The sequence below is a fragment of the Spirosoma areae genome (genome assembly GCF_054781775.1).
This window is the reverse complement of sequence record NZ_BAAGTT010000007.1, coordinates 16,910-41,659: the sequence shown is the minus strand read 5'-3', so window position 1 is coordinate 41,659 and position 24,750 is coordinate 16,910. Positions and strand designations below refer to the sequence as shown.

Below are 24,750 nucleotides of genomic sequence, written 5' to 3'. Positions count from 1 at the left end.
AATAGGATTACTTGGCCCGAATGGCAATTACCGGGTCGAGACGGGAAGCTGAGAAGGCCGGAATAATACCCGATAGAATGCCAATAACACTCGATACGCCTAAGCCCAGGGCAATATTACCCGCCGTAAGCTGAAGGTCGAGGCTGCCCAGGCTCATGAACGACAGTAGATAAACCAGGAAAATTCCGGCCAGCCCGCCAACCAGACTCAGCAGAATGGCCTCAAACAGAAACTGAAACAGAATGAAGTAGTTTTTGGCCCCCAGCGATTTCTGAATTCCGATGATATTCGTTCGCTCTTTCACGCTGACAAACATAATGTTGGCAATCCCGAACCCGCCAATTAGAATCGAAAAGCCACCAATAACCCAACCCGCTAACGTCAGGACCGAAAAAATACCGCTAATGGCCTGAGCGGCTGCTTCGGGCCGGTTGAGCGCAAAATTGTCAGCCTGGATAGGGCGTAATCCCCGACGGGTACGCATCAGTCCGCGTGTTTCGTTCTCCAGTTCGAGCAGACCTTCGTCGGTATCGTAGCCCTTCACAACGATGTCGATGCTGGGGCTTACCGAGTGGTACATCTTGGCGAAAGCGCCCAACGGAATCAGGCATTTAACGTCGGGGTTGCCCCCCACGTTGAGGATACTCTCGCCCTTGCGTTCCTGAACGCCGATGACAATGAAGTTCAGGCCATTCAGTTTGAACGGCTTACCTATCGGGTCCTGCGCCGGAAACAGATTTTCGGCTACGTCGGAGCCGATGATGGCAATAGTGCGGGCATTGTCGATCTCCTGCTGGGTGAAATAACGACCGTCGGCAATGGGTACATCCGAAATTTTGTTGTAGTCGAGCGTAATGCCCTGAATCAGCGCCGACATGCTGTTATTGCCCTGCTTAACGGTCACACGGCCTTTAAAATCCATGGCGGCAATGGCCTGCGCGTTTTCGAGCCGGCCAGCCAGGAAGCGGTACTCCTTCATAGTCGGTTCGGGCCGCTGAAAATATTTCCACCATTGGAAGTCGTTGTCGAAGACCCAGGGCCACTTCTGTACGTAAATTACCTTATCGCCAATAAAGGAAAGGCTCTCTTTTATGTTTCGTTCCAGCGAATCGACCAGCGTGAAAACGGCAATGATGGCAAAAATTCCAATCGTTACGCCCAGCAGCGAGAGCATTGTGCGGAGAAGGTTCGAGCGCAGCGCCTGCCATGCGAACCGAAAACTTTCTAACGTCTGACGAATAAAGCGCATCGGTACTAAAGAGCGAAAGAGTGAAAGAGCCTTTCACCGGATGAAAGTAACGGATTGGGTTTTCTTCACCAAACCCTTTGGGACAAGCATAAACTTCGGGCGGATAAGTGGTTGATTTGGCTATCTGCAATATGCCCTTATTTTTGTGGTTTACGGGAATACAAACGCTTTACCAGCCGATAACCTATGAAACAATGGAATACGCACTTTGTCCTGCTTCTTGCCGTAGGAATTGCTGCCTGCAAAACGCAGTTGCCCACAACCACCTCGTCTGCCGATGCCAGCGTTGGTCAGAGCCGGGGCGTCTATCAATACAGCGATGAAGATCCGGCCCGGCAGGCTGGTGCACCCCCTTTTTCTTATGACCGGATGGGCGTTGTGGGGCGGAACGGTATGGTGGCTTCGGCCCACCCCGAAGCCTCCCAGGTGGGGCTGAACATCCTGAAAGCAGGCGGCAATGCGGTCGATGCGGCCGTGGCGGTGCAGTTTGCGCTGGCAGTCGTTTATCCAGGGGCCGGTAACATTGGGGGTGGTGGTTTTATGGTCTACCGCGATCATACCGGGAAAGCCTATACACTCGACTTCCGCGAAAAAGCCCCCGGTCGGGCCAGCCAGAATATGTACCTCGACTCGGCAGGCAACGTCCGGCCCGGCCTGAGTCTGTTTGGACCTTTAGCCAGTGGTGTGCCGGGTTCGGTTGATGGCATGGCCGAAGCGCATAAACGATTTGGCAAACTACCCTGGTCGCAATTGCTGCAGCCCGCCATCGACCTGGCTGCCAATGGCTTTGCCCTGACTAACCGCGATGCCCTGGGCCTGAATGGCATTAAAGCCAACCTGACTACCATCAATCCTGGCAAATCCTATTTTCTGAAAAGCACGACGGCAACCGATACGGTTAGCTGGCACAAAGGGGATGTACTGCAGCAAAATGACCTCGCCAAAACACTGCAACGGATTCAGGCCGAGGGCCGTGCCGGTTTTTACGAGGGGGAAACAGCCCGGCTGCTGGCCGGGGAAATGCAGCGCGGAAAGGGGTTAATTACCGAAGAAGACCTTAAAGGCTATCACGCCGTCTGGCGCGACCCCATTCAGGCTACGTATAAGCAATACAACCTGATCACGATGCCGCCAACGTCGAGTGGGGGGGTGGCCCTGGTGCAGTTAATGCGCTTCACCGAACCGTTTCCGCTGCGTCGCTGGGGCTGGAATAGTGACAGTACGGTGCAGGTCATGATCGAAGCCGAACGGCGGGTGTATGCCGACCGGGCCAAGTTTTTGGGCGATCCTGATTTCATGAACGTGCCAGTGAGCCAACTTACCAGCCCGGATTATCTTCGCACCCGCTGGACGGATTTCTCCTGGGCAAAAGCCACCGACAGCCGGGCCGTAAAAGGCGGCCTGATTCCCGGTTATGAAAGCCTCGAGACCACGCATTTTTCGATAGTCGATCAGGACGGCAACGCCGTGAGCATCACCACCACGCTGAATGGAGGCTACGGCAGCCGGGTAGTTGTTGGCGGAGCGGGGTTTTTTATGAACAACGAGATGGACGATTTCAGTGTGAAGCCCGGTTCGCCAAATATGTACGGGTTGATTGGCAGCCAGGCTAATGCCATTGCGCCTAATAAACGAATGCTGTCGAGCATGACCCCCATCATCCTTGAAAAAGATGGCAAACTGTTTATGATCGCTGGCACTCCGGGCGGCTCCACCATCATTACGTCGGTGTTTCAGACCATCCTCAACGTGGTGGAACACGGCATGACCATGCAACAGGCCGTGAATGCACTCAAGTTTCATCACCAGTGGCTGCCCGACAAAACGATATTTGAAAATGGCGCTTTCTCCAGCACAACGATTCAGGCACTCACCAATCGGGGTTATCTGCTGGAACAACTGACCAACACCTTAGGCCGCATGGACTGCGTGCTAATCCGTCCCGACGGTTCGTATGAGGGCGCATCTGATCCCAGAGCTGATGATACAGCGCGGGGATATTGATGGATATGATGTATACTTTTTTGCCTGACTAATGTATCATTTTGTCGATATGTAAAAAAAATATAGTCATTTAAGTTACTTTTTTACGTGTAATGTGTCATATCGGGGTAAAAACCAACACCAGCCCCTTCTCTTTCAATATGACTGAATACGCGTTGAATCGTCTGACTTCCCGCCAGTTAGCTCAACTGGCGTTTAATGCTGCTACGTTAATCGCTGTAGCCACTGAGTTATCGGTTAAACTTGAACTTTATTATATAGAGGGCTATTTCATTGAAGTCAGCTATTCATTAAAGAAGCTATCCGACAAACCCGCCCAGTGGCGGCTGTATTCAGCAAATCACTATCCTGATGTTCCGGCCAGTACCAAATACCTGACTATCTTTTTACAGCCAATTAGTTTGGAGCCTGTTAAACAGCTAATCTAACCTGGGTCGGTTAAGACGAATTATCTCCATTGGCGCGGCCAGGCAGGCTATGTAATTGCCTGGGATGCCGTTCTCGGATGACGTTTATCGTCCAATAACCAGCTAAGCCCGCCGACTGAGCAGTCGGCGGGCTTAGCTGGTTATTGGACTTCCTTGCAGTGCTGAATCAGCTTAACCGGACCATACGCTCAGCCGCCCGTTCGATCCGAATTGTTTTGGTTGTTGTTTCCTGCCCAACGGTCACCTGAATCTCGTAGGTACCATCGTTCATCTGCGACAGGTCGAACGTTTGCTGAGCGCCTTTACGGAGGTTGACGGTCTCCTGATAGAGAACACCCTTGCCCTTCCGAATAGCAATGGTGGCTTTTCCGGTTTGCTGAGCCATTGACAGTTTCAGTTTACCGGCATTCGTTGTCCAGAGCGCTAAATGATCCGTAATCACGTAAGTTGACGTTTCCCGCGACGTAAGCTTGTCGTCGGTGTTGGGGGCCGTACTCAGAGAGAAGGCCAGGGCGAGTGCAAAAAGAGTGTTCATGGTGTATGTTGTTTAAAAAGAGGAAAGTTTATGTCAGCCGCCGAGCCTTTCGACGTGCTTGATGGGTCAAAGATGGCGGATGAACGTGGGGACGCACAACCGATACTTAACAGGGTGTATGTTTTCAGGCATGAACCGTGAGAATTGGTAGATAAGCCGCATCAGACGTAACTGCGCTCAGGCGTGTACATAGCCGGATTACCCAGCCCCTAATGAAGTGAACCCCATTGGCAGCCGCACCGGCAGCGACGCCGGGTAAAATCATCACTCGGCAGGCGAAAAACAGGGCCAGCCAATACCAATCTGCGAAAACGGTCAGCGCACCAATTCATTCGCCCAAAAATAGGGTTGACCCGGCCAAAATGACGGTTGATACCTTTGCCGGTGGGCGAGGAAGCAGGCCGCGTCGTAGGTTTGCTCCGGGATGAACGACATCTCCAGTATAACCTCTTCTTTTACCAAACAACACAAGTACTCATGAACGCTTTTTGTACCCGTTTTCACCTGGCCGCGCTTGTGCTGGCCGCTCTTTGCACTACCGGTTCGGCAGTAGCCCAAACCAGCCACAAGACCACGCCTGTCAAAAAATCAACGGTCAGCCGGCCTGCTTCAACGGCGCAGCGTCCGAAAGTTGCCGCTGCCCCAACAACCCGCCCCACGGTAAAGCCTGCCGAGAGTCAGGAGGTTCCGGCTCAGGCTGCTCCTGCACCAGTTGAGCAAAAACCGACTCAGCCCGTAGTTGCCCGCAACACAGAAACCCGCCCCACGGCTGCCACTACCCGCCGGGCGACACCGTCGGTTAGTTCGCGTCAGAAATACCTGAACGTTGGCGTTGGGCTGGCGGCTTACTACGGGGGTGGTTTGCCCCTGGGCGCATCGTTCGAGGTGGAGACGAAGAATAAAAATGTTTCGGTGGGCGGCTCGGTCGATTACCTCCGCTATGGTTACAACTCAGGTGGGTATAAATGGAATTACACCTTTGTGTATGTCGGTGGGCGTGTGTCGTACCATCTCGGCGAAGCTCTAAACGTTGGAAGCGACACGTTCGACCCGTATATCGGTGCTACGCTGGGTTTCCGCTATGCCGGTTACAACGATACCTATGGCTACGATAACTACAGCAACCCGTATAACAGTGGCCTGTATGTGGGCATCCACCTCGGCAGCCGGTTCATGTTCAGCGAGAAACTTGGCGGCTTTGCCGAAGTAGGGTATGGCGTCTCGGCCCTTAAATTAGGCCTCACAGCGAAGTTCTAAAGTAAATAACCAACGTTCTGCCACACCAATCAAGACAGTAATACCCCGGCTATGCAACTATAGCCGGGGTAGTTACTATCTAAAAACCGGCGTCTCACACATTCGCCACAAATGGGGCTTTTCGATAATACCGGCTGTCGTCAAGCTGGGCAAGTAGAAACCGCGCCAGGTCAGTTACCGTAATCTGTTGCCCTGGTAAGTGGTCCAGGTTTGTGTCCACAAATCCCGTGGCCGGTTCCTCCACGAGGTAAGGAAGCCGCACATAGGTCCAATCCAGATTACTTTCCGATAAGAGCTTGTATTCGAGCTGTCGGTCGGCCATGAATTGCGGAAAGAATTGCTGCATATAGTCGGCAGCTTGCCGGGTTGGCAGGTGTTGCTGCTGGTTGCCTGTTGTATAGAGCGACGTCACCGTTACGTACCGGCGGATGCCTGCTTCCGGCATAACTGTCAGGATATTCTTCGTGACTGCACTCAGGATGGGAACGCCTGCTTCTCTGGGATTACCGAGTGTACTCAACAAGGCCCTGCATCCCGGTAGAAGCGCCCGAAGATGGTCGATTTCCCGCGCATCGCCACGAAGAATGGCTAACCGTTCGTGAGCCAGATTGACTTGATCGGGGTGGCGCAAAAGAAGCCGGACAGAGTATCCAGAATTGAGCGCTTCTTCAACCAGCGGGCGACCAGCCTTACCGGCCCCGCCCAGAATCGCTATACTTGACTTAAACTGAGGTATCATGCTGCTAACATGGTTTATGGCCAGACAGTGACAGGTACTGAACCCGGCCTGATGGAAAAGAATGGCCTTGGCAGGCCATAAAACTGACGTTGATTAGTCGTGCCGTTTCCGTCAGACTGGAGATGTCTGAAAGCCTTATGAGAAAGGTTCGGGAGCAGGCAGGTAGGTGTTAGCAGCGTTTAATGCGCTAAAGGTAGTCGAAATTCCGGAAACTTATTCTTCGATGGGCAGGGTGTGCTGCTGGCTCAGTTTCAGGTAGTTGTCGTGGTATCTCTTGTTTCCCTTCACGCCAACGCTGGTCAGCACACCACTCATAAGTGTTTTTATCCAGTAACCAAAAATAAACGTCTTCTGGTCCCGGTCATAAAAAATGCGGGAGTCAGCCTCATTTTTTTTGCGTAATACTTTTCCTATAATGAAGTTTCCAAATTTGAGTAGTAACGATTTTCGGGTTGTGTCGACATGGTTGAGCAGGCGAACCTTTAACCCGTTGTAATGGAAGTGCATATTGCCTACGGATGCATATTTGTTGCCGGCAATCCGGGCCAGAATGGGCTTAACATAGCCCCCGTCGATAGTGGCGGCCAGTATCGGATTAGTTATCTGAGTCAGTTCGGGCAGATTCACCTCCGACGTTCGCAGCAGCATGTGAAAACCCGCCAGCGAATCGCCGTAAGATTCCCGATAATGCAGGCGTTGAATGTTCATGCCGAGCAGGTTGGTACTGGCCCTGAGCACTAAACTATCGGTCACTTTTTTCGGGCGGTTGGTAATATTGGTCAACACACCATTGATGCCTCTCAAGGGAACGGAGCCTACCCGTTTGGTCACTTTCGAGGTTTCATGATAAACAACCGTGCTATTGACTACCGAAATTGAATCAATCTGAAACGGTAGTTTAATGCGACTCATCAATCGGGTTGGCATCAGTTTGTCAGGTAGAAAATCCGGGTCGGGCAATCGTTTATCCCGCGATACGTTGGTCATGATGTTTTTTACCACCACATGGCTGATGGCAATACTCGAATCACGTTGCCACTGGCCCATGTCGACCCCGTTGAGTTGAGCCTCATCGCCCTGCACCGTAATGTAATCGGCCTGCAAATGCGGAGGAGTCATAAACTCCGCTTTGGATAGGGTGGGCGTTACCTGAAAGTTAGTGATCTGCAGTCGGGCACCTTTGTGCGTCCAGTTCACGTTTTCGGCAGTTATTGCCGTGGATTTTCCCTTGAAATACAAGTCGGTAAAGGAGAGGTTGGCCTGATTAACCCAGGTTGTCCAGGGTATTTTTACCCCGGCTGTCCAGCGGAAACCAGGTAAGTCGATGCTACCCTTCAGGCGTTTAACCGACAGTTCGGGCGGTGTAGCGTTCTTCCTGGATTTCAGCAGCGGGTGTAAGTCGCTGGCGGTCAGGCTGGCCTGCAAGTAGGCAGCGAAGGTGGGTTTTCCGGCCTTCGTTGCCGATAGTTTCCCGTTGGTTAGCTGGACCGTAGCCGCTGACAGGCTGGTCTGGAGACTCGGGCTTGCCAGGTTCACATTGCCCGGATTTACGCGCAGAGACGCAAACGTAAGCGCTTCATGCTTAGTGCCCTGTACGCTTTTTCCCTCCACATCGACCACCGTTTGCACCTGCGTCGAATCGTTTCCTTTTTTGGTAATGTAGTTCACCTTCGCCCTATTGATCTGCAACTCCTGAAGGGCAAAGGTGAGCGGAATGGTGAACGCTTTGGCTGGCTTCAGGGCGTTGGCATTCCCTTGTGCAACCATCGTTAGTTCGGGCCGGTCCATAGCCAGCGACTGAAGTTGAATCGCTGAGAAATCGGTTGAGTTGAACGGCCCTTTCATCCGCAGTTGCGGCAAAACTACCCGCATCGTGCTGCCTGAGTGGTTGCTGGTGTAGCGCAGGTTGGTCAGGGTAGTGGTTTGCTGGCTGTTGAGGGCGACGCTTGCCACCGAAAGCCGGTTACCGCCCGGCTGATTGAGGTAAAGGTCGTTTAGTTTCCCGCTGATTTGCTCCCAGCCAACATGCGAGGCTTCGGTCGTTAGCTTATCCACCCGAATGTCTGTCCCCTGAAAACCAGCCAACATCTGTTTCGGCAGCGTTGCTTTCAGATGCACGCGCCCGGCCAGTAGCTGACCAATGTGGAGCAGCGGAGGAGGATTATCAGCCTGGGCCGAATCACGGAGTCCAGTTTGCGCCAACATCCTGGCTTTTTTGGCGGGCACCTTCACGTCAATGGCTACGTCCTGCACCCGAAGTATCTCAATCTGAATATCCTTCGATTGCTGGAGCGCATCCCAGGCAAAGGCCTCCCAATAGAGTTTGTTGGCGTTGATTGAGGTGCCGTTAGGCAGGTTTATATGTAATTTTTCAGCCCGATTGTGTCGTTTTTTACCGTCAAGTGTGTAATTTGTCAACAAAACATTCAGTTTATTCGTCACCAGATTCACCTGCCCAACGGTTAGCTTTGGAATGGCATGTTTCATGTTTATCAGCGAATCACTGTCTAAAAAATCGTTCAGCAAAACGGTGGCGTTCATGTTTTTCATGCCCACATTCATCGGCTTATCACCCGCTAATGTGTACTGAGCACTGGCGTCGATGATCTGAAAATTACCCACCTGCAGCAGTTCGCCAAGCCCGTGCAGGGTCTTGAATAAGTCAACTTTTTTTGGTGGCGCAGTTTTAACAATAAACGGTTTAGGTGTTACTTTTTTCGTGGCCAGTATAACAATGCTGGGCTGCACCAGTCTGGCATCGGAGGCAACGAGTCGCTTTTGCATCAAATCATCAAGGCTGATGTTATGCAGCCGCAGCAGCGGGGCTGTGAAGGTCAAGCCCTTGCCCTTTATTTTGCGGGAAGCGGGGCCATACAGCACATGCCTGAAAATGACATCTTTGTTGAGGAGCGTAAACGATTCGACACTAATTTTGAAGAGGCTGTCCGGGGAAAAAAACGCAATATTTTTTAAACTCAGGTTAATGCCGCCGATCCGGAGTGGATGCCTTTTTTGGGGCTGAAAGGTTAGATTATGAATCGTTAGATTCGCTTTCCGGGTGCCGCCCGTGGGAGCCGGACTGGCTTTGGTCGCCAATAAAATTTCGCCGTCTTTTATCTCCGTGTACCGAACGTTTACGGTTTTAAAGAGGGTCCTGATGTTCGCGTTGATGGTGCCAGTAGTATCCTTCACCTGCGTCTTTTTGCTCAGAATGGGCATTGTGAGCACCGGTCTGATGCAAATCAGCGTGTCGAGCCACAATTCCCCTTTTTGATAAACGGCGGGGAGGTGGGTTGAATTGAAGAAAAACTTCTCAGCCCGCAAACTCATTTCGCCTTTTTCGGCGGTGGCTGGCTTTCGGAACTGAATGGAATCGATTTCCACTAACTGCGTGGCGCTCGTGAAGCGCATACCCCGAAAACTCAGCGTATTTTTTCCATCAGACAGAACCCAGTGCTGCTGGCCCAGTGCCAGTTCAATGTTATCAGACCCAAACACACGCCGGTCGTCGTTGTCAATCTTTGAAAAATTACGAACAGTCAGGTTAATGTCTTTAACGATGAAAGGAGCCGCTGCGCTTCGTTTAAACAGCGCGAACGACCCTCCCCGAATGGTAAACGATTTAGCGTGTAAGTGGTCGACCGTTTTTTGCAGGTTTTCGAGAATGCTCGACGTGTGAAAACTGGTTTGACGATGGCTTTGCCGATGCACCCGGTAATCGTGAACTTTAATCTCGGGCTTTAGGATAGAAACGCTATCGGCGGCTAACCGTTTGTTTATCAGCAATTCGCGCCATGAATCAATGGATAAATAAACATTTGGAATGCTAACGTCGTAGTAGGAAGCTACGCTGGCTGTGGCTTTTCGGGTTAAGGTTAAGCTGTCGATGGTGATGGCTTTCGCCCATATAGACAGGTTGATAGTCTTGCTTCGGAATGCATAACTACCGTTGGTTTCCTTCTCGATGGCATAAGTCAGTATATCTTCCAGGTTGTTTATCAACACATAATACAAGGCCCCTGCCGCTAAAAGGGGTATCGACACGACGATAAGTAGTAGGTTGACCCAGCGCTTTAACGGTACATTCATACGTTTATCGGCAAGTAGAGTAAGGGCAGCAGGTACTGACAGCTCATTCGGATAACTCAATTTGGCAAACTTATTCCAAGATAAGGTATTTGAGTAACATCATCAAAGCTGATTCGTATCACTAATCCTCATGCCGATAAGTGTGCAAAACATTGTCTCCCACCAAAGTAACTTCAGGGTGGCACCCGCAATCGGAGCAGAAACCTAAGCATGGAAGGCAGAAGTACCGCCATGTACTTTTCGAGTTCATTTATGGGGAAGGCGTTGAGTAAGTCTGAAATAATCTCAGTACTTGATGTAAGTACTCAGGTGGAATTGGCTGACATTACGTTGTTTGACCCCGCTGGGGTCACATGTTTATAGAAAATATGGTCTCTCGCTATTAACATGTGACCCCAGCGGGGTCAAACTAAGCGTCAACGTTCCCGTGCCCAGGCAATATAATCCGTTACCGGGGCTTCGGGGAGCATCGGTCGGATGAGTTGTACCACCTGCCCCCGGTGATAGGCGGCATGATGGCTCAGGTGGGTGAGAATAGCAACGAGCGGGCTTTGATGCGGCACACCTTTTGAGTTGGCGTAGACAATAGTTTGCGCTAACTCCGTTTCCGATAACCCTTCTATATAACCATGTAGATGCCGATGCTGCCGCTCGGCGGTTTCAATCATCCAGCTAACCGGAATGTCTTCCCAGATAGCCACAAAGGTTGGTTCACCGATGATACGGCCGTACCAAACGTGCTGCGCCGACAAAATATGGCCCATCAGGGCAATGGCGCGGGCCGGTGGATGGGGTATGGTTTCGAGCGCGTCGATTACCCGCCGACTGGCCCAAAGTTCGTAGTTCAGTAGCTGAAGCAGATGGTCTTTCATTGCAGGGGCATTCCTCGTTTTGTTGCCTGATACAAGGCTTCAACGATGTTGGTTCGGGTGTTCAGATTTGCCAGTGTAGTGCTGTTTCGGGTTGGGTAAACGCGGTTACACAAAAACACGTAGGTCAGGTTGTAGGCCGGGTCGGGGTCGACCCACACGAACGTACCGGTAAAGCCCGAATGTCCATAGCTGGCTTTTGTGGCCGAGTGGGGCGCGTTACCCGTAAAGGTAAACGACGGTTTGTCGAAACCCAGCCCGCGCCGGTTGCCCAACTCCGGAAACTGATAGCGGGTAAATTCGGCGATGGTTTTGGCCGAAATAAACTGCTGTCCGGCATAACTGCCTTTCTGCCGATACATCTCGAACACTTTCATCAAATCGTTGGCCGATCCAAACAGCCCCGCGTGCCCCGACAGTCCGTTGAGCATGGCCGCGCCCTCGTCATGCACGCGCCCCCAGATGAGCGTCCTGCGAAACAGCGAGTCATATTCGGTCGGTACAATGCGGTTGAGCGAGTAAAACCGACGCGGCAGAAAGGTAAGCGTGGAGGCTCCAAGTGGGCGGTAGAATGTTGTTTTAAGGTAATCCTCGAACTCTTCACCCGTGATCCGCTTCACCACCTGTGGGTAAAGAATAAACGACAAATCCGAGTAAACGTACTCCTTTTTCTCGTTCAGGGGCGAGTCTTTGATTTGCTTGTAAATGATTGCTGGGTATTTTTTGAATAAATACAGGCTGTCGGTCACTTCAATCGGATACCGGGCCGACCGTTCGGCGCTAAAGGTTTTGGGTTTCCAGGACCCGTGCGACGGCCCGGCATCGGGGTTTTTGGTGTCCATCCAGAATGGAATCCAGGCTTTCAGCCGCGCCTGATGCGTCAGCACATCGCGCCAAACCAAATCAGCTTTATTCGATTTTTTAAGCCAGGGCAGGTAATCGACCATTTTGCCATCCAGGTTGAACTTGCCCTCGTCCACTAACCGCATCAGCGCGGGCGTCGAGGTACTCACCTTCGTGATGGACGCCATGTCGTAGAGGTCGTCCAACTGCACGGGTTTAGGGTCCGCCCCGAGCGAGGCATCATACGTATGTTTGCCATACGCTTTACGGAAAATCACTTTACCATCTTTCGCCATCTGCACGACACAGCCCGGAAACGCCCGCTGCGTCAGGCCCATATTGACCAGTGAATCAACCTGTTGCGTCAGAAACCGGCTGTCGATGCCCACTTCTTCGGGAATGGTGTATTTAAGCCGCCCAATGGGTTGAATAAGTAGTCCGTCGCCCACCCGGAATCGTTGATTGACCGTTACGGGTAGTTTCCCCGATGCCCCAATGGCTCCGAAAATTAACTGCGCCGACAGTTCTTCGGTATGCGTAGTCAATTGATAGGGCATCACAATGGCCCGCGCCTGTTCGATGTTGCGGCTGGGCTGGGCCGTATCCATCGGGAAGGTCAGTTTGTCTAAGGCATACACGTTCCCAAACACCGTCACAACGGCCTTGCCCGTCGCGATTAGCTCACCCACTAACCCGGCTGTTTTTGCCTGTAAGCCGTATTTAGCGCCGGGCCGGATGTTGTTCAGATGCACGTCCACCAAAATCAGGTTGTAGTTTTTGAGCGAATCGCGCACCTGGGCCAGGGTTAAATCGGGGGTGCGGGAGGTTAGGTTGAAATGGTCCACCCGCGTGTAGTTGCCTGCCATTTGCTGAAAAGCCGTGAGGTTGTCGCTTTCGACCGCCACCGACGCAATCCGCAGGGTATCCAAACGTTGCAGAGGCAGCAGATTCCGGTCATTTTTCAGCACCGTCAGGCTTGCTTCGGTCAGTTTACGGTTGAGCAATTCATCCTGAACGGGATTCAGGTCGCTTACTAAATTATCCAGCACGATGGGTTTATACTGGTCAAGACCCGCCCAGGCTTTGGCCCGCAACACCTTCAGGCAACGGGCGTCGATGGCTTCCTGCGTAATGCGTTTGAAGGTTCTGGCCAATCGGATTTGCGCGAGAGCCGCCGGAACATCCTCCGTAAATTCCAGCACGTCCATGCCCGCTTCCAGCCCCAGTTGGTCGGCCTTGCCCGATGGAAAATATTTTGTGACGCCTTTCATGTTCATGGCATCCGAAAAAATTAATCCCTGAAAACCCAGTTCGTTTTTGAGCAGATTTGTAACAATGGCGGGCGAGAGTGTGGACGGGCGATTGCGGGTCGTATCCAGCGCCGGAATGCTCAGGTGAGCAACCATTACCCCGGCGGCTCCGGCGTTGATAAGCTGCCGAAACGGATACAGCTCGAGTGAGTCGAGCTGGGCGCGGCTCTTGGTAATCAGGGGCAGGTCGTAGTGCGAGTCAGTGCCGGTATCGCCATGCCCCGGAAAGTGTTTAATGCTGGTTAACAGTTGGTTATCCTGCATCCCGCGCATGTAGGCGAGGGCTTTGCGGGCAACGGCGTACTTATTCTCGCCAAACGACCGGAAGTTGATAACCGGGTTATTCGGGTTGTTGTTGACATCGACCGATGGGGCGAAGTTAACGTGCATCCCCAGCCGCCGGGCCTGCCGGGCCAGGTTTGCCCCCATCTGATACAGCAGCGAATCATTGCCCTGTATGGCCCCCAGCGTCATTTGATACGGATAGCGAACGGTGCTGTCCAGGCGCATGGCGATGCCCCATTCGGCATCCATTGCAATCAGCAGGGGCACGGGCGAGTTGGCCTGCAGGCGGTTCGTGAGCCGGGCCTGCCGAACCGGACCACCCTGAAACATAACCACCCCGCCGAGTTTATTGGTTTTCACCAGCCGCACCAGCGAATCTTCGTAGGCCGGTTTGCGGTTCGAGTAGCCCGCTACCATAATCAACTGAGCAATGCGGTCGTCGGGACTCATGTTCGTAAACACCGAATCGACCCAGCAGTTTTGCCGTTCGCTGAGCTGAAGGAACGTGGGCGACGTTGATTGCGCGAACGCCGTGATGGAAACTAAACTGCAAATGAAACCAGATAAAAAAGACCGGCAGAAGGGCATGAGTGAATAAATTGGGTCGTGAAGGTCAAAAATACGAAAAGTAGCCCGAATGTACCCCCCGCTACTTTTCTAACGGTCTATGACTGGTGCAAAAAAAAAGTCCTCGCTACTCTCAGGAATGAAAACAGCGAGGACCTTACCGGGATGGATAAAAACGCTACTTCCGGTAGCGGCTCGGATACTCCCGACCAACACCGAAGCCGTAGCCAAGCGTTAGGGTAATCATTGAATTGCGAATATTTTGAGCGGCCAGACCGCCTGCAATGGGCAATGCCGTTGCGTCACTCAGGCCATACGTATAGCGGGCGTCGATCAAAAATCGCTGGCGTTCAGCAAATCCTTTCCAGTTTAGCTGAAAGCCAGCCAACAGTCCTAAATCAGCGGCATTAAACGACGCTGAATTATCGAGTTTGGGATTGGCCTGACTGCTTTTGGCATTCAGTTTGAAGGCCAGTGAGGGGCCGAAAAATACGTTTGGACGGAAATTGCCGCTCAATGTTAGAAAATAACGCAGCGCGACGGGAATCTCCAGGTAGCTGACACGCTGGTCATAGTTCACCGTGGAGCCGTCGGGGCGTGTCAGCCGGAAAGCAGCCCCGCGTTGAGCATACAGTGCATCAACCGAGATGCCAAAGTGATTGAGCGAACTGTACATCAAAAAAGCGCCCGCCGTTAAACCCGGATGAAATTGGTTCTGCTCCACATCGCCCATAAACTTTGACAAATTCAAGCCAACACGCGGTCCGGCGCTGAAGCGTTGCTGGGCGAAAGTGCCTGATATACAGCCTAAAGAGATGGCAAATGAAAGAACGGTGGACCGTAGTGAAATTGTGCGAAACATGGAAGGGACAATAAGTTGATACGTCCGGTTAACGTTCGGCGTTTCGCAAATGTTTTATTGAACGGAAAGATTATCTGGTGATTTTTGTCAGCTCATGTGCCAGATTAGCTCCTCTTCGGTGCGGGTATGGACCGGTAATTTCCTGTTTGCCCGGTAAGTAAGCAAGCCTTTCCTGGCGCGTCGGGCAGGGCGCTCGTTGCGGAGGATGCCGATTTGGGCTTAGGCAGTGGCGGTCTTTTTGGCGCGAAAAAAATAAAGTAAATCGCCATCGCCAGCATAAACAAAATGGCGGCTGTGGTGGTGGCAATCCAGAGGGGCCAGAGTCGTTTGCGGTTCGCCGACTCGTGGATGCGCTGGTGAAGAGCATCCCGCAGGTCGGCCATTTGCTCAACCATAGGACCGGCTGCCAGGTCGGTGGTTGTTTGCTGCATCGCTTCCAGCCCGGCGAGCGCGTCGGCATAGAACGGGTTTTCCAGCACAAGCCGCTCGACACGGTGCCGTGCCGGACCCGATAAGCGTCCGGCCTGGTAAGCCCGCAAATCGTCGAAAGTGAGTTGGTCGTTCATGCGGTTACTTCTGCATACAAATTTTCAGTTTTCGCCGGCCATTTTGCAGGTAGCTTTTCACCTGTTTGAGGTCATAACCCGTCAGTTCGGCCACTTCAGTATAGGTTCTGCGCTCCAGATAAAACAAGGTCAGGCAGGTTTTTTGTTCAACGGGCAGGGTTTGCAGGCAGGCTTCCAGAAGCGTCAGGTCTTCTTCCAGGTCCAGCGCGTCATCGGCATCATCCATTATCCGCGTAAGAGGTTCATCGTCTGGTTCGATTCCCGTGCCGGTGAGCAAGGCGATTTTCGGATGCGCCTGATTTTTACGCAGTTGCATCAGGCAATAGTTGCGGGCAACGCTGTGGAGCCAGGGGCCAAACTGCTGAACCTGATGCCGGCGCAGGTCGACGACCAACTGCTCAAAGAGGTTCATGACGGCGTCTTTAGCCTCGTCTTCGTCGCGCAGGTAGTTGTAGCAAACGGCATACACCAGTTCCATATGCTGCTCATACAATTCGCCCAGGATGGCCAGGTCACCCGTTTCGCGATAGGCGGCAACGTACTGAGCCGAATCGCTGGGGGAGCGGTCAGTCTGGGGTTTGGCCTTACGAAACAGTTTCAGAAACATACGCTGGCGGCTGCTTACCTGATTGATGCAAAAACAGGGTAAATTCCATATCAGAAAGTAAGTTTCATCATGCATGTTCCAGATTTTAACCGGCAACCTGGAATCTGTATCCTGAAACGTACCCCCGGTTCACTTGCTCAGTATCCTGCCCGAATGATAACCTAATGCCTATGATAGTGGTTGCATCTGTATACCAGGTACAACTAAGTTATGAAACGAATCCTGCTTTTTGTAAGTCTGCTGAGCGTTACTCTGTTTGTCGACGCCTTTGGACAAAGCAACCAGTCGCCGGTTATAAACCAGTCGACCTCAACTGAAACAAACCGCCAGGCTAATCCGGCCCGGCCAAAAATGAAGAAGACCAATCGGAACGAGCGACTAAATAGGGAATCTGGAATGGATACCACGCTGCCAAAAGACCGCAAACAACGGCGGCTCCGGCCCGACTCCCTGCGCCGGGGAGGAGCAACCCGCGTAGACAGCGTTCGATAGACTTGTTGCAGCGTAGCCTCGGCCGCACGACAACAAATCTGGTGGTAAATAAATTAAGACATCCTCCTGATTTTCAGTAGTATAGGATTATAAACTATGAATGTTATGAAAAAATTATTGATTGGTGCATGGCTATTGGTCTCAACAGCCGTTCTGGCTCAGGTTCCGCCCAAAGGAGCAAAAACGAGTTCACCAAAATCGACGCCGGGTTCAACTAAGCCAGCTTCTGGCTCAATAGCCCGGTCTACCCGTCCGTTACCGCAGCCGTCGCTGAAGGAAAAATTGAAGAGTGGCAACTCGAATAATCCCAATTATACGAAAGCAGAGGATCACGGAAAACACGTTAAGCGGGATTATTCGCCCCGGCGAACGGCATCGGGGGCACGCAAGGATACGCTGAACAAACGAAAACACTGATTAGAACTGATGTTATACCAAACCGGGTTAAAACCCGGCGCAATGCACCAATTCCCGTTACCTGCGCCAGGTTTTAACCCGGCGGCAGGTAATTAATCTATCTACTTTGCCTTCTCCCGCTTTGCCTTTCGTTCGGCTCGTTTCTGTTTTCGCTCGGCTTTCCGCTCGGCTCGATTTTCTTTTCGTTCTGTTTTTCGCTCGGCCCGTTTTTCCTTAATATCTTCTTTAACATTTTTGAGCGCATCCGTCAGGGTAATGTTATTGTCAAATTCTCCCTTAAAGGCTTCGACATACGCATTGCGTAATAAGCCAAAGATGGCAGGCCAGGTGGCTGTATTAATGTCATTGACTGTGCCGTTCAGGGGGATGCGCGTGGCAACCTGGTCGTATTTCGGATTTTTAAGAATAGCCGTTCCCGCCTGAGCGAGAAGTTCGGTGAAAAATTTCCCGACAGAGCGACCTTCGTGCTCATTCAGCTTAAAGATTTTCATGCCCTTTGTGAGGGGCTTAAGATAGCCATTCAACTTCCCGTCGTACATGGCCATTTCACTGTAAACACTTACCGACCCCCGTTCAAAATCAACATTGGCATACTCGCGGGCGAGGTTGTTTACTTTTACCAGTTGCACATCACTGAAGCGCAGATTGTAGTCGAAGTCGGGCGTTACTTTCAGCAGGTTCATGTTGGCCGAAAAATTCATGGTGCCCCCGTAGCCCGGCATGTCCCCTGTGACCGTAACCGGCGAAGGCAGCTTTTTGGCCTTGTCTTCTACGTTACGGATGTTCTGAATCTCGCCCTGAACATTTTGCAGGGATAAATCAGCGCGGGGCTGCGTAACCAGACTCGTCAGGTCGACTTTGCCGTCGATAACCGCAAATCGGTTAATGCTGATGGGCAGCATTTTCTTCAGGTAAGCCGTCCAGTCAATTTCGGCCCCGGTTTGGCTGCTGGCTTCATCCTCGCTAAAAGCGAAGTTGATTTTGGGCTTGTAGCACTCGACCTCACCAACCAGCTTTCCCTTAAAGAGCGATTTCCACTCAACCGACAGGTCGGTTTTGGGCATAAACAAAAACGGCTCCTTAATTTTACCGTTAACCTTTCGGATACGCAACTCATCGAGCTGATAAGCACCCCGAAGCAGGTGAATATCAATATCTTCGACGTGGCCGGTATACGCGCCCATGTCGGCCAGAGTTTTATTGACGTACCGCAGTACAAAGTAGGGGAGCAACAGCCGGGCAATGACCAGCAGAACGATGAGACCAATCAGGATTTTCCAGGTGCGTTTCAATATATTGCATGGTTGGTGTAACGTTCCTATAAACGCAAAAATGGGGCAGGTGGTTAAAAGGCCGGGAGCCGGGAGCATGGTGCGGTGTAGTCCGCGCACCATTCCCCCGGCTCCCGGCCTTTTACCTACCGATTCGCTGGCGAAAACTTCCGGCCGTCGAGGGTGGTGTATTTAAAATCGCTGGAGCCGTTGAAGCGGGTATCGTCGAAATTTGTGCCGCGTGGCAGGTGGGTATATTTAAAATCGGCGTTGCTGTTGAAGCGAGCCTGACCGAAATCGACACGCTCGTCAAATTTCGTGTATTTGAAATCGGCATACCGCTCAAAGGTCACTTTTTGAAACGTCGATGCTTCATCAAATTTCGTGTATTTGAAGTCGGCATAGTTCTGGAAGGTCGAGCCGCTGAAATCGGCTGCGTCGCGAAATTTGGCGTATTTGAACAGAGCCTCTTCGCGGAAGGTGTTATCGGTAAAAATGGCCCGTTGGCTGAAATTTGAGTATTTGAAAGCCGCCTTATCGTCAAATTTACATCTCTCAATGGTTACGGCTTCGGTGAAGTCGGTATTATAAACTCTGTTACTCGTTTTGAGTAGTTTACCGTCCTGATTTTCGCTGTAGTAGGCCAGAAACTTGCCTTTAAAGGTGCAATTTTTGAACGATACCGGAACTTCGACAGTACTCAGGAACTCCTGCGACTCCCCCCGCCAGTTGCCATCCCGAATTTCGCGCCGGTTGGCTAAGTTAGTCAGGTCGAGGTCGCCGGTGATGGTGGCGTTCTGGTACACAATGGCCTCTTTTCGGTTGATTCTGGCGATTATGTCTTTGGCATCAACGGTTGTTTGAGCCAGCACTGGCGCCAGCGCAGCAAAGGCCAGCAGGAGGGAGGTAAGAATGGTTTTCATGCGGTATGCGTCGGAGTTGTTTACGTAAGGATGCAAACGACCCGGCGAAGGTTGCATTAGGGTAGCGTAGGGGTAAAAAGGCAGGGGGAGTGGGTAAAGAATTCAGCTCCTTACCCACTGCCCCGCGATGCTGCTAATCCAGCCACATCACTTTATCATAGGCGACTTCATAATCCATTTCTTCGAGCGGAGTTAATCCGGCGAAGTGACCGGTTTCGTCGGTACGAACGGCGTTCCACCGACCCGACGCGTCGCGCAGCAGCAACCGGTAGCCATACAGTGGATGCAGCGTGTTGCCATCGGTGCGATGGTCCCAGCCGGTTTGCAGTTCAATAGCAAACGCAATTCGGTCCATCACCTCTTCTATCTGATTGGCCAGACTATCGGCCCCGTCTAATTCTTCGATCCACAACACCAGCCCGTCGGTCCCCCAATCAAAGTTGAGTTGCGTTGGTGTTAAGGTTATTATTGATGCGTTCATTATTGTTGAGTTTACAGTTTTCTGTTTGCAGTTTTCAGGTCCGCAATGTGGAATTAACCAACAGACGACTGAAAACTGTAAACAGAAAACTCCTGTTTTAAGCACTCATACTCCAGGCCGAAGCCCCAACAAGAGTAGTTTCCTGCTCTTCACGCCATTTTCGGAGCCAGAAACGGTACTTCTTCCGGCCATAATCGATAAAGCCCGGAATCGACGTGGCATCGACCGCAAACAGCCGGTGAGGCCGCTGTTTCATGATGCCCACAAACACGAATCGAAATTGCTGGGTCGTGATCCACTCATGGCTGTCGGCCTGGCGAAGGCTATCCAGATAGAAAGCCGCCTGACGGTCGTAGTCGTAGGTATAACAGGACTCCAGAAACTGGGCCTGCGTTCGGGCCGAGGTTGTTTTTAAATCAATAATCAGCGCATTCCGGCGTTTCGGGCTGGTATACACCATGTCTAAACGGGATTTGCAGGCTACACCCGTGACCGGGTCTGTAAACAGCACAATTCGTTCCCGATCCGACAGTCGTAAATAGCGTCGGCAAAACCTGTCCTGCCGAATCGTTCGCATGAGTGTTTGTAACTGCTGGGTTTGCGCCGGAGCCAAAGCGTTTGCATCGGGACGACCCAGCGGGTCGACCATGTCGGGCAGTAGTTGCGCCAGTACCGTACCTACGGTTTCGGGTTCGAGCAGGTGCTGATGAAAAGCGCGCCCAAAAACCTTTGTTTTTTCGGGAATAAACCGGGCCGATGGCACCGACCAATAACCGAGATGTTCCTCTTTCAGTCGCGTCAGGTCGGAATTTGACACGCGCGACAGTGAGCGATACACGTCGCCGGGAGAGAGCAGCGGTTGATTAGCTTGTGCTGAACTGGGTAGGATTACCATAGAATGGGAGTTGGGTACAGAAAAACGTTTAGGCGCATCCAGGTTGATGGACACACCTAAACGCATAAACTCGATTCGGGCAATTACCCGGCTGCCAGCAGTTCAGGCTCGTCGGCGAGGGTCGTGAACGGATTGTAGTAGTTCATGGCCGTTTTGATATTGGCAATGTCGGTGAGGGTTTCCTGCCGGAACACTTTCACCTCCTGAGCAAACTGCTTCAGTTCGGCGGTTTGCTCGACATTCGCCATTTTATAGGAAAACGTAGCGATGTAATACACGCCCTTCGGCTGAATTTTCGTGTTTTCTTTCTTCTCAGCTACCGCCGTTATGACCACATCGGCCAGGGTAAGGTCGTCGTAGTAGAGGGGCTCGATGAGCCGAAAAATATTATCGACGGAATAACCATGAAACAGCACCGCCGACACGCAGTTTTTCTCGTCGATAAAGAAAATCTCCGCCCAGTTTTTAGTGCCCATATTCAGGATGTTATCCGTGAAAATCCGCCAGGCAATGGGCTGGAAGGTCAGCGTCCGGCCCAGCTTCTCACTGCCGTTGATATTGAACACACCTTCCTTGGCATCGAACCGATATTGACGCGGGTGGCCTTCCAGATATTTGTACTTATTGACTACCTCGCCGGTCAGTTCGTGAATCTTTTGATACGATTTCAGCGCGGTAACGCTTTGAATTGTCGAAAGTTGGGTTTTGTTTTGTGTGTTCATTAGTATTTGTTGTTTACTGTTCAAGCAGGGGGCCCATTTTGCGGTCCCTTTTGCCTTTTTATAGGGTAGTGTTTACTGGTTTAAAATTACACAATTTTGTGTAAAAAACAAGCCCACTCCCTAACTAAAGTCAATTATTTTTACGCAGTTTTGTGTGAAAAAGCGGGGGGCAGGGAGTCTGATTTGATTCCGTTCCCCTGCGTCCTGCCCCCGCTCCCCGCCTATGTCAATACATCTTCGCCTGCAGCAGTTAATCGACTCGCTCGACATCAGTGTTCTCGAATTTGCCCGGCAGCTGGGCGAACATCGGGGCGAAAAAGTATATCACATCCTGCACGGCCGGCTAAAACCCCGCTACGATACGCTCGAAAAAATTCTGGTGGCCTATCCACAGGTCAACGGCGACTGGCTGCTTCGGGGCGAAGGCATGATGTTCAGAATGCTTAATTCACCGTCGGCAGCCATTACGACCGAGGAGCGACTGCGAAATGTAGAGTTCCTGCTTTTTCAGCTCAATGAGCGCATGGCACTGCTCCAGGAAACCAACGATCAACTGCTGGCGGAGCTGAAGCGAACCGGGTGGCGTGGGTGAAACTGAAAGAGGGTGTAGTCGTTTCTCCATATCACGCACGCCACTATATCCACCCCAAACAACTAACCTCTCTTGCGGGTTATAGTCTGAAAAACACCTGAGACTATGGCAACGACATCACCATTCGACCCGGATAAAGTAGACCCTGAGTTCTATTCAAAAGACCCTAACCAACACGGCACCTCCGACTATGGGCGCGAGTCGGAAGGCGTGGGTACTAATGCCTATAAAGACTCCACGTCGGGCATGGATATGGATAGTGAGGATATGCAGATGACGCACGACACCCGCGAAGCGAACCTCGGCGAAGGTCGGGTGGGCGACCCGCAGGGTGAAAGCCTCGGCGGAACCCAGGAGTGGGACGTCAATGCCGATGCCATCCAGGAGCAACCCAAAGGGCAGATGATGAGCGATGAAGCTGCGAAGAAATTAGGCGAAGTGGCCGAAAATCCGTCCGACGACGCGCTGCTTCACCGGGCCGACGCAACCTATCTGGAAGAAGGCGATGACCCAAATGCAGGCTACGATCCCCACAATAAAGGGTACACCGGGGCCGATAAGGAAACGGTGCAGAAAAATGATACGAACTAAAGACTGGATAAACATCCATATTCATCTGAAGCGACCGGGGTAGACACCCTGGTCGCTTTTATTTTCGTCGTTTAACCCACCGGCCGGTATTTATGATACCGATTCTTTCGTAAACTTGTCGTTTAATTCCAGTGAACGGCAGCCGGTTGCCGTTCCTGTCTATCCATCTGAATTTCGCCTTACTATTTTGCTCATCGAAACCCGCGCCTATGCCCGGGCGGGCCTGCTTGGCAACCCGTCTGATGGCTTTTTTGGCAAAACCATTGCTATTACTGTTCGCAACTTTGGCGCGTCGGTAACACTTTATCCATCGCCCGAGCTGCATATCGAATCACAAATTCAGGATACCAATCTGTTCAGGAGCCTGCATCACCTGCGTGATTCGGTCAGTACATTAGGCTATCACGGGGGCGTTCCGCTGCTGAAAGCCGCTATTAAAAAATTTGCTGAATACTGCGAGACCGAACAGATTCGATTGCCGAACCAGAATTTTTCGATTCGCTACAGCACGTCAATTCCCCGGCAGGTTGGTTTGTCGGGTTCCAGCGCCATTATTGTGGCCACCTTTCGGGCGTTGATGCAGTTTTATGGCGTCGAGATTCCGCTGCCTGTGTTGCCCAACCTGGTGCTCGCCACCGAATCGGAGGAACTGGGCATCACGGCCGGTTTACAGGATCGGGTCATTCAGTGTTACGAAGGGTGTGTGTATATGGACTTCGACCGGGCCACGATGGAGCAGCAGGGCTATGGCCAGTACGAACCCCTCGACCCGCGTTTGCTGCCCAAACTCTACATCGCCTACAACACCGACCTCGGCAAACAGTCGGGGCGGGTGCATAACGATGTGCGGGCGCGGTGGCTCAAAGGCGAACCCGTAGTGGTCGATACCATGAGTGCTATTGCCGATGTAGCCCGTGAGGGGCGCCAGGCCATGCAGCAGCACGACGTCAATGCTCTGAACGAACTCGTAAACCGTAATTTCGACCTTCGTGCCCAGATTTATGCCATCAGCGACCGCAACCGAAGCCTGATCGATACGGCCCGTGCCTGTGGGGCCTCGGCTTCGTTTACGGGTTCGGGCGGCTCCATTATCGGCCTGTATCGCGACGACGCCATGCTGAACCGCCTGTTCGTCGGACTAAAGAAAATCAATGCCCGTGTAATAAAACCGTATGTAGTATAGCATGGAGCAAGGAGCAGGGTTGCCAATAACTCATTTTCTCCTTGCTCTATGCTCCCCGCCCCTTGCACTAATTATGATTAAAAAAGCCGTTATCCCCGCTGCTGGACTTGGCACCCGGTTTCTACCCGCCACCAAGGCCCAGCCTAAAGAAATGCTGCCCATCATCGACCGCCCCACCATTCAGTATGTGGTGCAGGAAGCCGTTGATTCGGGTATCGAAGATATTCTCATCATCACCGGAAAAGGCAAACGGACCATCGAGGACCACTTCGACCGGAACTTCGAACTGGAAACCCGGCTCGAAGAAAAAGAAGATTACCTGCTGCTCGATGAGATGCGTCGGCTCTCGGACATGGCCAACCTGCACTACGTTCGCCAGCGCGAACTGAACGGGTTGGGTGATGCCATTCGATACGCCCGCCATCACGTTGGTAATGAACCCTTTGCGGTGCTGCTGGGCGACACCATCATGGACGCCGTTATTCCCGTAACGCAGCAACTCATTGATACCTATGCCCAGTATGGATGCTCGGTGATTGCCGTTGAAGAAGTGCCCCGCGACAAGGTGAACCGCTATGGTATTGTGGGGGGTAAATCGCTCAGTGACCGGATTCTGGAAATCACTACCCTTGTTGAGAAGCCTAACCTGAACGAGGCTCCCTCAAACTTAGCCATCGCCGGGCGGTATATTCTAACACCCGAAATCTTCGACATGCTGGAGCAGACACCAGCCGGTAAAAACAATGAAATTCAGCTAACCGATGCGATGTTGCTGCTGCTCAAGCGTGAAAACCTCTACGCGCACTGCATCGAAGGCAAACGCCACGACATTGGGAACAAACTCGATTTTCTGAAAACAACGGTTGAGTTTGCCCTCAAACGGCCCGAATTCGCCGACAAGTTTCGGGCGTTTCTGGAGGAAATTCTCAAGGCGTAAGTAAAGTAGGTGGAGTAAGGACACCTACTCCGCCTA

The 24,750-nt window shown here is 52.0% G+C and carries 23 protein-coding genes; 9 read left to right on the top strand and 14 right to left on the bottom strand.

The genetic code is table 11. The features are described from left to right. Positions 1-7: 7 nt before the first annotated feature. Positions 8-1,249, bottom strand: coding sequence for an ABC transporter permease (locus ACYVI1_RS02890; RefSeq protein WP_460906500.1), 1,242 nt, complete (start codon positions 1,247-1,249; stop codon positions 8-10). 186 nt (positions 1,250-1,435) lie between these two features. Between ACYVI1_RS02890 and ggt the strand changes: the two genes are divergently transcribed. Together ggt and ACYVI1_RS02880 are read left to right on the top strand one after the other, a co-directional pair. Next, positions 1,436-3,253 (top strand): gamma-glutamyltransferase, encoded by a 1,818-nt coding sequence (ggt, locus tag ACYVI1_RS02885; RefSeq protein ID WP_460906498.1) that lies wholly within the window; start codon positions 1,436-1,438, stop codon positions 3,251-3,253. A gap of 140 nt (positions 3,254-3,393) precedes the next feature. Beyond that, the gene (locus tag ACYVI1_RS02880; RefSeq protein ID WP_460906496.1) at positions 3,394-3,681 is read left to right on the top strand and encodes a hypothetical protein; all 288 of its coding nucleotides are present in this window, start codon (positions 3,394-3,396) and stop codon (positions 3,679-3,681) included. Between the two features lie 166 nt (positions 3,682-3,847). Here the strand turns inward: ACYVI1_RS02880 and ACYVI1_RS02875 are convergent, their stop codons facing one another. Next, positions 3,848-4,216, bottom strand: coding sequence for a hypothetical protein (locus ACYVI1_RS02875; RefSeq protein ID WP_460906495.1), 369 nt, complete (start codon positions 4,214-4,216; stop codon positions 3,848-3,850). Positions 4,217-4,693: 477 nt separating this feature from the next. Here ACYVI1_RS02875 and ACYVI1_RS02870 point away from each other — a divergent pair, with 477 nt between their 5' ends. After that, on the top strand, positions 4,694-5,473 hold the full coding sequence (locus tag ACYVI1_RS02870) for a hypothetical protein (protein WP_460906493.1): 780 nt from the start codon (positions 4,694-4,696) through the stop codon (positions 5,471-5,473). 94 nt (positions 5,474-5,567) lie between these two features. Here the strand turns inward: ACYVI1_RS02870 and ACYVI1_RS02865 are convergent, their stop codons facing one another. From ACYVI1_RS02865 to ACYVI1_RS02835, 7 genes are all read right to left on the bottom strand, one after another. Next, a complete protein-coding gene (locus ACYVI1_RS02865) occupies positions 5,568-6,212 on the bottom strand; it encodes an NAD(P)-dependent oxidoreductase (protein ID WP_460906491.1) in 645 nt (214 codons plus the stop codon). 213 nt (positions 6,213-6,425) lie between these two features. Next, entirely contained in the window at positions 6,426-10,301 is a 3,876-nt protein-coding gene (locus tag ACYVI1_RS02860) for an AsmA family protein (RefSeq protein WP_460906489.1), read from the bottom strand. A gap of 416 nt (positions 10,302-10,717) precedes the next feature. Continuing rightward, a complete protein-coding gene (locus ACYVI1_RS02855) occupies positions 10,718-11,173 on the bottom strand; it encodes a DinB family protein (protein WP_460906487.1) in 456 nt (151 codons plus the stop codon). After that, positions 11,170-14,196, bottom strand: a complete 3,027-nt coding sequence (locus tag ACYVI1_RS02850) for a glycoside hydrolase family 3 N-terminal domain-containing protein (protein ID WP_460906485.1) — start codon at positions 14,194-14,196, stop codon at positions 11,170-11,172. The genes ACYVI1_RS02855 and ACYVI1_RS02850 overlap by 4 nt, the downstream gene beginning before the upstream one ends. 157 nt (positions 14,197-14,353) lie before the next feature. Then, a complete protein-coding gene (locus tag ACYVI1_RS02845; protein WP_460906483.1) occupies positions 14,354-15,037 on the bottom strand; it encodes a porin family protein in 684 nt (227 codons plus the stop codon). A 104-nt stretch (positions 15,038-15,141) separates the two neighbouring features. Then, a complete protein-coding gene (locus ACYVI1_RS02840; protein ID WP_460906481.1) occupies positions 15,142-15,603 on the bottom strand; it encodes a hypothetical protein in 462 nt (153 codons plus the stop codon). Positions 15,604-15,607: 4 nt separating this feature from the next. Then, on the bottom strand, positions 15,608-16,210 hold the full coding sequence (locus ACYVI1_RS02835) for an RNA polymerase sigma factor (protein WP_460906798.1): 603 nt from the start codon (positions 16,208-16,210) through the stop codon (positions 15,608-15,610). A gap of 210 nt (positions 16,211-16,420) precedes the next feature. On the opposite strand from ACYVI1_RS02835, the gene ACYVI1_RS02830 reads away from it, so the two are divergent. Together ACYVI1_RS02830 and ACYVI1_RS02825 are read left to right on the top strand one after the other, a co-directional pair. Next, complete coding sequence (locus tag ACYVI1_RS02830) at positions 16,421-16,702, top strand: hypothetical protein (RefSeq protein ID WP_460906479.1); 282 nt, start codon at positions 16,421-16,423, stop codon at positions 16,700-16,702. 105 nt (positions 16,703-16,807) lie between these two features. Beyond that, on the top strand, positions 16,808-17,119 hold the full coding sequence (locus ACYVI1_RS02825; protein ID WP_460906477.1) for a hypothetical protein: 312 nt from the start codon (positions 16,808-16,810) through the stop codon (positions 17,117-17,119). A gap of 101 nt (positions 17,120-17,220) precedes the next feature. Here the strand turns inward: ACYVI1_RS02825 and ACYVI1_RS02820 are convergent, their stop codons facing one another. The 5 genes from ACYVI1_RS02820 to ACYVI1_RS02800 all read right to left on the bottom strand — a co-directional run bounded on the left by ACYVI1_RS02820 (position 17,221) and on the right by ACYVI1_RS02800 (position 21,411). Next, positions 17,221-18,411: an AsmA family protein gene (locus ACYVI1_RS02820; protein WP_460906475.1), complete on the bottom strand. Its 1,191-nt coding sequence runs from the start codon at positions 18,409-18,411 to the stop codon at positions 17,221-17,223. Between the two features lie 125 nt (positions 18,412-18,536). After that, the gene (locus ACYVI1_RS02815; protein ID WP_460906473.1) at positions 18,537-19,313 is read right to left on the bottom strand and encodes a pentapeptide repeat-containing protein; all 777 of its coding nucleotides are present in this window, start codon (positions 19,311-19,313) and stop codon (positions 18,537-18,539) included. Positions 19,314-19,446: 133 nt separating this feature from the next. Then, positions 19,447-19,794 (bottom strand): hypothetical protein, encoded by a 348-nt coding sequence (locus ACYVI1_RS02810; RefSeq protein WP_460906471.1) that lies wholly within the window; start codon positions 19,792-19,794, stop codon positions 19,447-19,449. Between the two features lie 97 nt (positions 19,795-19,891). After that, a complete protein-coding gene (locus ACYVI1_RS02805; protein WP_460906469.1) occupies positions 19,892-20,689 on the bottom strand; it encodes a PD-(D/E)XK nuclease-like domain-containing protein in 798 nt (265 codons plus the stop codon). Positions 20,690-20,772: 83 nt separating this feature from the next. Next, positions 20,773-21,411, bottom strand: coding sequence for a hypothetical protein (locus ACYVI1_RS02800; protein ID WP_460906467.1), 639 nt, complete (start codon positions 21,409-21,411; stop codon positions 20,773-20,775). Positions 21,412-21,634: 223 nt separating this feature from the next. Between ACYVI1_RS02800 and ACYVI1_RS02795 the strand changes: the two genes are divergently transcribed. From ACYVI1_RS02795 to galU, 4 genes are all read left to right on the top strand, one after another. Continuing rightward, positions 21,635-22,003, top strand: coding sequence for an XRE family transcriptional regulator (locus ACYVI1_RS02795; RefSeq protein WP_460906465.1), 369 nt, complete (start codon positions 21,635-21,637; stop codon positions 22,001-22,003). 105 nt (positions 22,004-22,108) lie between these two features. Further along, entirely contained in the window at positions 22,109-22,594 is a 486-nt protein-coding gene (locus ACYVI1_RS02790; RefSeq protein ID WP_460906463.1) for a hypothetical protein, read from the top strand. Positions 22,595-22,781: 187 nt separating this feature from the next. Next, on the top strand, positions 22,782-23,777 hold the full coding sequence (locus tag ACYVI1_RS02785; RefSeq protein WP_460906796.1) for a mevalonate kinase family protein: 996 nt from the start codon (positions 22,782-22,784) through the stop codon (positions 23,775-23,777). 73 nt (positions 23,778-23,850) lie between these two features. Then, the gene (galU, locus tag ACYVI1_RS02780) at positions 23,851-24,714 is read left to right on the top strand and encodes a UTP--glucose-1-phosphate uridylyltransferase GalU (RefSeq protein ID WP_460906461.1); all 864 of its coding nucleotides are present in this window, start codon (positions 23,851-23,853) and stop codon (positions 24,712-24,714) included. The last annotated feature ends 36 nt before the right edge of the window (positions 24,715-24,750 follow it).

What these genes read in the sequence shown, in the direction of transcription:
- ACYVI1_RS02805 (WP_460906469.1), bottom strand. Translation starts at nt 20,689, where the DNA reads ATGGTAATCCTACCCAGTTCAGCACAAGCTAATCAACCGCTGCTCTCT.
- ACYVI1_RS02860 (WP_460906489.1), bottom strand. Translation starts at nt 10,301, where the DNA reads ATGAATGTACCGTTAAAGCGCTGGGTCAACCTACTACTTATCGTCGTG.
- ACYVI1_RS02855 (WP_460906487.1), bottom strand. Translation starts at nt 11,173, where the DNA reads ATGAAAGACCATCTGCTTCAGCTACTGAACTACGAACTTTGGGCCAGT.
- ACYVI1_RS02825 (WP_460906477.1), top strand. Translation starts at nt 16,808, where the DNA reads ATGAAAAAATTATTGATTGGTGCATGGCTATTGGTCTCAACAGCCGTT.
- ACYVI1_RS02830 (WP_460906479.1), top strand. Translation starts at nt 16,421, where the DNA reads ATGAAACGAATCCTGCTTTTTGTAAGTCTGCTGAGCGTTACTCTGTTT.
- ACYVI1_RS02845 (WP_460906483.1), bottom strand. Translation starts at nt 15,037, where the DNA reads ATGTTTCGCACAATTTCACTACGGTCCACCGTTCTTTCATTTGCCATC.
- ACYVI1_RS02815 (WP_460906473.1), bottom strand. Translation starts at nt 19,313, where the DNA reads ATGAAAACCATTCTTACCTCCCTCCTGCTGGCCTTTGCTGCGCTGGCG.
- ACYVI1_RS02795 (WP_460906465.1), top strand. Translation starts at nt 21,635, where the DNA reads ATGTCAATACATCTTCGCCTGCAGCAGTTAATCGACTCGCTCGACATC.
- ACYVI1_RS02835 (WP_460906798.1), bottom strand. Translation starts at nt 16,210, where the DNA reads ATGTTTCTGAAACTGTTTCGTAAGGCCAAACCCCAGACTGACCGCTCC.
- ACYVI1_RS02810 (WP_460906471.1), bottom strand. Translation starts at nt 19,794, where the DNA reads ATGAACGCATCAATAATAACCTTAACACCAACGCAACTCAACTTTGAT.
- ACYVI1_RS02875 (WP_460906495.1), bottom strand. Translation starts at nt 4,216, where the DNA reads ATGAACACTCTTTTTGCACTCGCCCTGGCCTTCTCTCTGAGTACGGCC.
- ACYVI1_RS02870 (WP_460906493.1), top strand. Translation starts at nt 4,694, where the DNA reads ATGAACGCTTTTTGTACCCGTTTTCACCTGGCCGCGCTTGTGCTGGCC.
- ACYVI1_RS02790 (WP_460906463.1), top strand. Translation starts at nt 22,109, where the DNA reads ATGGCAACGACATCACCATTCGACCCGGATAAAGTAGACCCTGAGTTC.
- ggt (WP_460906498.1), top strand. Translation starts at nt 1,436, where the DNA reads ATGAAACAATGGAATACGCACTTTGTCCTGCTTCTTGCCGTAGGAATT.
- galU (WP_460906461.1), top strand. Translation starts at nt 23,851, where the DNA reads ATGATTAAAAAAGCCGTTATCCCCGCTGCTGGACTTGGCACCCGGTTT.
- ACYVI1_RS02865 (WP_460906491.1), bottom strand. Translation starts at nt 6,212, where the DNA reads ATGATACCTCAGTTTAAGTCAAGTATAGCGATTCTGGGCGGGGCCGGT.
- ACYVI1_RS02840 (WP_460906481.1), bottom strand. Translation starts at nt 15,603, where the DNA reads ATGAACGACCAACTCACTTTCGACGATTTGCGGGCTTACCAGGCCGGA.
- ACYVI1_RS02880 (WP_460906496.1), top strand. Translation starts at nt 3,394, where the DNA reads ATGACTGAATACGCGTTGAATCGTCTGACTTCCCGCCAGTTAGCTCAA.
- ACYVI1_RS02800 (WP_460906467.1), bottom strand. Translation starts at nt 21,411, where the DNA reads ATGAACACACAAAACAAAACCCAACTTTCGACAATTCAAAGCGTTACC.
- ACYVI1_RS02850 (WP_460906485.1), bottom strand. Translation starts at nt 14,196, where the DNA reads ATGCCCTTCTGCCGGTCTTTTTTATCTGGTTTCATTTGCAGTTTAGTT.
- ACYVI1_RS02890 (WP_460906500.1), bottom strand. Translation starts at nt 1,249, where the DNA reads ATGCGCTTTATTCGTCAGACGTTAGAAAGTTTTCGGTTCGCATGGCAG.